The organism is Microbacterium sp. K35 (assembly GCF_004794375.1).
Classification (GTDB): domain Bacteria; phylum Actinomycetota; class Actinomycetes; order Actinomycetales; family Microbacteriaceae; genus Microbacterium; species Microbacterium sufflavum.
Map to the genome: position 1 here is coordinate 1 of NZ_SSDM01000084.1, position 6,663 is coordinate 6,663.

6 protein-coding genes are annotated in these 6,663 nt (G+C 72.8%); 1 reads left to right on the top strand and 5 read right to left on the bottom strand.

The genetic code is table 11. The features are described from left to right. Positions 1–177 precede the first annotated feature (177 nt). Both DW299_RS02275 and valS read right to left on the bottom strand, forming a co-directional pair. The gene (locus tag DW299_RS02275; protein WP_136030907.1) at positions 178–393 is read right to left on the bottom strand and encodes a hypothetical protein; all 216 of its coding nucleotides are present in this window, start codon (positions 391–393) and stop codon (positions 178–180) included. Next, complete coding sequence (valS, locus tag DW299_RS02280) at positions 393–2,987, bottom strand: valine--tRNA ligase (protein WP_136035489.1); 2,595 nt, start codon at positions 2,985–2,987, stop codon at positions 393–395. The genes DW299_RS02275 and valS overlap by 1 nt, the downstream gene beginning before the upstream one ends. 156 nt (positions 2,988–3,143) lie before the next feature. Between valS and DW299_RS02285 the strand changes: the two genes are divergently transcribed. Then, the gene (locus tag DW299_RS02285; protein WP_136035490.1) at positions 3,144–4,193 is read left to right on the top strand and encodes a P1 family peptidase; all 1,050 of its coding nucleotides are present in this window, start codon (positions 3,144–3,146) and stop codon (positions 4,191–4,193) included. Between the two features lie 97 nt (positions 4,194–4,290). Here DW299_RS02285 and DW299_RS02290 read toward each other — a convergent pair whose 3' ends face one another. The 3 genes from DW299_RS02290 to DW299_RS02300 form a co-directional block, all read right to left on the bottom strand. After that, positions 4,291–5,103, bottom strand: a complete 813-nt coding sequence (locus DW299_RS02290; protein ID WP_136035491.1) for a serine hydrolase — start codon at positions 5,101–5,103, stop codon at positions 4,291–4,293. Further along, the gene (locus DW299_RS02295; RefSeq protein WP_136035492.1) at positions 5,100–5,936 is read right to left on the bottom strand and encodes a serine hydrolase; all 837 of its coding nucleotides are present in this window, start codon (positions 5,934–5,936) and stop codon (positions 5,100–5,102) included. Before DW299_RS02295 ends, DW299_RS02290 begins: the two co-directional genes overlap by 4 nt. Then, a partial coding sequence (locus tag DW299_RS02300) for a S66 peptidase family protein (RefSeq protein ID WP_136035493.1) occupies positions 5,933–6,663 on the bottom strand: 731 nt, incomplete at its 5' end. The genes DW299_RS02300 and DW299_RS02295, both read right to left, overlap by 4 nt.

A 6,663-nucleotide genomic window follows, 5' to 3' on the forward strand; every position in this document is an offset into this window, starting at 1 on the left:
TGCTCCGCCAGCTCGCGCTCGACCTGCTGGCGGAGCAGCAGGCTCGCCGCCACGACCCGCGCGCCGTGGACCACCTGCTCGCCCAGCTCGGGGCGCCGCGCCGCTGACGGCCCCTGCCACGGACGCGAGAGCCCCGGATCCGCAGAGGATCCGGGGCTCTCGTCGCACGGGGGCCGCTCAGTCCTCGAACGGACGCGCCACCACCTCGCCGGACGCCGTCTGCACGACCTCCCAGCCCGCGTCGAGCTCGGCGAGTGCCCGGCCCTCCAGCCAGGTGAGCGTCCAGTGTCCGGTGAGCCCGCGGGCCTCGACCTCGGCGATCGCGGGGCGCAGCGCCTCCGGGACCGACGCGGGCGGCTGCGTGCCGGTGGCCCAGCGGGTGCCGAGCTGCATCACGACGCCTCGACCGGGGCGAGCTCGATCGCGGTCACCGCGAACTCCTCGGCCTCGGTGAACTCGAGCTCGGCAATGCGGCCGACCGCGCGGAGGTCGTCGGCGGCGGCGCGCAGCGCGTCGAGCTTCGCGGCAGGGGCGGCGATCGCCGCGCGCGACACCGGGGTCTTCTGCGACGCCTTCGCCTCGGTCTTCGCACGACGGATGCCGATCAGGGCCTCGCTCGCGGCGGCCAGCACCGCGGCGTCGCCCTCGATGCCCAGCGGCTCCGGCCACGCGGCGGTGTGCACGGAACCCTGCTCGAACCACGACCACGCCTCCTCCGTCGCGAACGACAGCACGGGCGCGAGCAGACGCAGGAGCGTGGACAGCGCCAGGCGCAGCGCCAGTGCCGCCGACGCCTGTCCCACGTCGTTCTGGTTGTACGCCCGCTCCTTCACCAGCTCCAGGTAGTCGTCGCAGAACGTCCAGAAGAACGCCTCGGTGAGCTCGAGCGCGCGCGCGGCGTCGTAGCGGTCGAACGCCGCGGTCGCCTCCGCCACCACGGCGTCGAGGGCCGTGAGCATCGAGGCGTCCAGCGCGTGGGTGACCTGCGCCCCCTCCGGCACCGGGAACGACAGCACGAACTTCGCGGCGTTGAGCACCTTGATGGCCAGGCGCCGCCCGATCTTCACCTGGGTCGGATTCTGCGGGTCGAACGCGGCGTCCATGCCCAGTCGGCTGGAGGCCGCCCAGTACCGCACCGCGTCGGAGCCGTGCGCGTCGAGCACGTCGGCCGGGGTGACCACGTTGCCCTTCGACTTCGACATCTTCTTGCGGTCCGGGTCGACGATGAAGCCGGAGATCGCGGCGTTCTTCCACGGGGCCCTGCCGTCTTCCAGCGTGGAGCGCAGCATGGTGGAGAACAGCCAGGTGCGGATGATGTCCTGCCCCTGGGGACGCAGGTCGAACGGGGCCGTGAGCTGCCACAGCTCCTCGTCGCGCTGCCAGCCGCCGGCGAGCTGCGGCGTGAGCGACGACGTGGCCCACGTGTCGAGGATGTCGGCCTCGGCGTCGAACCCGCCCGGCACGCCGCGCTGGTCTTCGGTGTACCCGGCCGGCACGTCGGTGGTCGGGTCGATCGGCAGGCTTGCCGCGTCGGGGACGAGCACGCGGTCGTAGTCGCGGTCGCCGTTCTCGTCCAGCGCGTACCAGAGGGGGATCGGCACGCCGAAGAAGCGCTGCCGGGACACGAGCCAGTCGCCGGTGAGACCGCCGACCCAGTTCTCGTACCGCACGCGCATGAAGTCGGGGTGCCACGCGAGCTCCTGCCCGTGCGCGAGCAGCTGGTCGCGCAGCTCGCCGTCGCGGGCGCCGTTGCGGATGTACCACTGGCGCGTGGACACGATCTCGAGCGGACGGTCGCCCTTCTCGAAGAACTTCACGGCGTGCTGGAAGGGCTTGCCGACCGCGGTCAGGTCGCCCGTCTCCTGCAGCTTCTCGACGATCGCCTTGCGGGCGCTGAACACGGTCTTGCCGGCGACCTCGGCCGCGTACCAGTCGCGGGCGTCGGCGTCGGCCACGAGGGACGGAGCCTCCGGGAGGAACCGGCCGTCGAGGCCGATCGTGGTCATGTTCGGCAGGTCGCGACCATCGGTCGTGCGCAGCTCGCGCCACCAGACGATGTCGGTCACGTCGCCGAAGGTGCACACCATGGCGGCACCGGTGCCCTTGTCGGGCTGGGCGAGGTGGTGACCGTGGATCTCGATCTCGGCACCGAAGAACGGGGTGCGCACCTTCGTGCCGATCAGGTGCTTGTGCGGGCCCTCGGGGTGGGTCACGATCGCGATGCACGCGGGGAGGAGCTCCGGACGCGTGGTGTCGATCGCGATCGAGCCGGAGCCGTCCGCGAAGGGGAACTCGATCGTGTGATACGCGGCCTGCTGGTCGCGGTCCTCGAGCTCGGCCTGCGCGATGGCGGAGCGGAAGTCGATGTCCCACAGCGTCGGCGCGAGGGCCTGGTAGGCCTCGCCCCGGTCGATGTTGCGCAGGAACGCGAGCTGGCTCTGGCGGATCGTGTCGTCGGAGATCGTGCGGTAGGTCTGCGTCCAGTCCACGCTCAGGCCGAGCTGCCGGAACAGTGCCTCGAACTGCTTCTCATCCTCGATCGTGAGGCGCTCGCACAGCTCGATGAAGTTGCGCCGGCTGATGGGCTGCTGGTCGGCCGCACGGCTGGACTTGTTGTCTCCGCCCTCGAACGGCGGGGTGAAGTCGGGGTCGTAGGGGAGCGAGGGGTCGCAGCGCACGCCGTAGTAGTTCTGCACGCGGCGCTCGGTGGGCAGGCCGTTGTCGTCCCAGCCCATCGGGTAGAACACGGTCTTGCCGCGCATCCGCTCGTACCGCGCCTTGACGTCGGTGTGCGTGTACGAGAACACGTGCCCGATGTGCAGGCTGCCCGAGGCGGTGGGCGGCGGGGTGTCGATCGAGTACACGCCCTCACGGCCGAGTTCCGCGGCGCGCAGACGGTCGAACAGGTAGGTGCCCTGCTCCGCCCAGGCGGCGTCCCACTTCGCTTCGAGACCTTCGAGTGCGGGCTTGTCAGGGATGGCGGACATGGAGGTCTCCTCGAGCGATGTATGCGGCACTGTGTGAGCGTGCCTGAGTGTGGGTGGTGCCGCCCAGTCTACCGAGCGTGCGGGCGGGTCGCTCGACCGCGGCGGGCACTCGGCGCGGCGCGGACCCGCACCCGCCGCGACTGGGAGGATCGGAGCATGACATCGCCGTCGTCCTCGTCCACCCGTCCCCGGCTCGCCGACCTCGGCGTCGCGCCCGGAGCCTTCGCGCGCGGTGCGGAGAACGCGATCACCGACGTGCCCGGGGTGCGGGTCGGCCACGCCACGCTGCACGGCGACGGTCTGCACACGGGGGTCACGGCGATCGTGCCGGACGCGCTCACCGCGCGGCGCCGCAGCCTTCCCGCGAACCTCTCCGTGGGCAACGGCTACGGCAAGCTCGTCGGTGCCACGCAGCTGCGCGAGCTCGGCGCGCTGGAGACGCCGATCCTCCTCACGTCGACCCTGTCGGTGTTCCGCGTGGCCGACGCGCTGCTCGGGCACCTGCTGGCGACACCCGCGCACGCGCACACGACGACGCTGAACCCGGTGGTGGGGGAGACGAACGACGGGTTCCTCTCGGACATCCGTCGGCGGGCCGTGGGCGAGGAGCAGGTGGTCGCGGCACTGGAGGCGGCGGCGTCCGGTCCCGTCGCGGAGGGCTGTGTCGGTGCGGGTGCCGGGACGGTCGCCCTCGGCTACAAGGGCGGCATCGGCACGGCGTCGCGGGTGGTCGACGTGGCCGGAACCCCGTGCACGGTCGGCGCGCTCGTGCAGACGAACTTCAGTGGCACGCTGCGCATCGCCGGGGTGCCCCTGCCCGCGGAGGAGCTGCTCACGGACGACCCTGCGGAGCCGGTCGGGAACTCCTGCATGATCGTCGTCGCCACCGATGCGCCGGTCGACGGCCGCCAGCTCGGGCGCGTGGCCAACCGCGCCGTGTTCGCGATGCGGGGCGTCGGTGCCGACTACGCGCAGGGCAGCGGCGACTACGCCATCGCATTCTCCGTGCACGACCCGGCGACGGGCGGGCTCGCGGCGGACGACGAGCTCTCGCCGCTGTTCGGCGCGACGATGGACGCGGTCGAGGAGGCGCTGATCAACTCCGTGCTGGCCGCCGAGACCACCGTGGGCCCCGAGGGGCGGACGGCGCACGCGGTGCCGATCGATCGGGTGCGCGAGCGCCTGGCGCGCGCCGGGGTCGTCTGACCGGCGTTCACGACCCGGGGGGAAACGTCGCCGTGGAGGACGGATGCGCGACGTGTCACGGCAACCGCGCCCGGACGTCCTGCGGTGCGAGCGGTGCTCAGTCGGCGAGCGCGGCGTGGATGCCCTCGCCGATCCGGCGCATGGCCGCGAGCACCGGGCCGCGGCCGTCCGCACCGCTGTTCCAGGTGGCCAGCACGGCGTAGGCGATGCGCCGGGTGGGCGACATGACGAGGCCCGTGTCGGCGCGGACCCGCGAGATCGTCCCGGTCTTGTTCAGCAGCCACACGCCGCGGTCGAAACCCCAGTGCGCGAGCGGGTCGAGCTCGAACGCCGAGGCGACCATCGACAGGTCCATGCCGGCACCGAGCCACCGCCGCAGCGTGTCGGCCGACGCGGGCGAGAGATCGGCGCCGTCGGCGAGCCGCGACATGAAGCGCACGAGCTCCGCGGCGTTCGCGTGCGACAGCGTCCGGGGAGCGCCGGGCGGGATCGGCCACCGCACGATGTCGTCGAGCGCGGAGGCGGTGTAGCCGAGCGCCCGGGTGTGCTCCTGCACCACGGGGATGCCGATCACGCGGCCCAGGGTGTTGGTGGCGGCGTTGTCGCTCACCGCGCCGATCAGCGCCGCCACGTCGTACAGCGACAGCTCGTCGGCCTGCAGCAGGTACCACAGGCCCGAGTCCTCGATGGCCTCCACGGGGCGCCGGGTCACGCGCTCTTCCAGCGTGCGGGTGCCCGCGTCGACCTCGGCGAGCAGCCGGTGCAGCAGGAAGATCTTGCCAACGCTCGCGGTGTCCTGCACGGCCTCGGGGTCGTGGCGCAGCAGCACCTCGCCGGTGTCGACGTCCTGCACGAGCACCGACCACACGGTGCCGTTCCCGCTCGGCAGCTCCACGTCGATCGCGCTCATGCGTCCCCTCCGTCGTCGCGCGGGCGTCCGGTCACGTGCGCCCGGATGAGCTCGCCGACCGCGCGCATGCCGTCGAGCACGGGCGCTCGCAGGTCGGTGCCCGCGGTCTTCCAGTTCGCCGCGACGGCGTAGGCGACCGCGCCCTCCGGGCCGCGCAGCAGTCCGACGTCCACCCGCGCGAAGCCCACGCTGCCGGTCTTGTGACGCAGCACCAGGCCCTGGTACTCGGCCTCGACGTGCGCGAGGGGGTCGAGCAGGAACGCGTCGGCGGTCATCGACGTGTCTGTGTCGGCGGCCAGCCAGTCCAGCACGCGCGCACTCACGGCGGGGGAGAAGACCTCGCCGGCGCCGAGCCGCCGCATCACGTCGGACAGCTCGGCCGCGGTGCCGAACGACGGCGTCCACGGCAGGTCGGGCGTGCGCTCGTTGCGGATGTAGTCGTGCAGCGCGGTGTCGCGGTAGCCGAGCTCCGGGGCGACCGCGCGGACGGCGTCGAGTCCGCAGAGGTGGAGGAGCGCGTTCGTGGCGAGGTTGTCGCTCACGGCGCCGACGAGGAGTGCCGCGTCGTGCACGGTGACGCGCTGGTCGTGCATCCGGTACAGCAGCCCCGAGTCCTCGACACGGTGCTCGTCGGGGATGTCGATGCGCGCGTCCGCCGCGAGCGTCCCGTCCTCCAGCCGCCGGGCGACCTCGATGAGCAGGAAGATCTTGCCGATGCTCGCGGTCTCGCACTGCACGTCCGGGTCGTGCTCGGCCAGGGTCGCCCCGGTGTCCGCGTCGAGCAGCCGGACGGACCAGGTCGCCCGGGGGTCGAGCGGGGGGAGGGCGATCATGCCGGCAGCCCGACCGTGAGGCGCGGCTCGTCCCCGGTCGCGTCGAGCACCCCGTCCACGCCGAGCGGGATCGTGAGCGCGTGCGGGTCGTGGCCGAAGCCCTGCTCCCACAGCACCGGCACCCCGCGGTCTTGGAACTCGTCGCGCATCAGGGCGTGCACGAGCTCGAGGTCGCCGCACTCGTGCCAGGAGCCCAGCACGATGCCCGAGGCCTGGGCGAGCCGCCCAGCCCGGCGCAGCTGCGTCACGAAGCCGTCCAGCCGGTACGGCTCCTCCGTGATGTCCTCGAGGAACAGGATGCCCGGGGCGGCGACGGCGGCCTCCGGCGCCCCCAGTCCCGCCGCCAGGAGGCTGAGGTTGCCGCCGGTGAAGCGTCCCTCCGCCCGGCCCCGCGTCATGATCTCGGTCTTCGGGCCGATGAGCTCGCGTCCGCGCCAGGGCTCGAACAGCCAGCGCTGCACGTCGTCGCGCACGGTCGGCGAGTCGCGGAACACGTTGTTGCCCGCCATCGGACAGAACAGCGTGGCGACGCCGAGGTGCGCGCGCCAGGTCTCGTGCAGCGCGGTCACGTCGGACGAGCCGGTGAGCAGCTTCGGCCGTCCGTCCCGCCGGAGGGCTCCCCGCCGCATGGCCGCCCAGTCGATGCCGTCGAGCAGCCGCAGGGCGCCGTAGCCGCCGCGGGCCGTGACGACCGCGTCGACCTCGGGGTCCAGCCAGGCGGCCACGA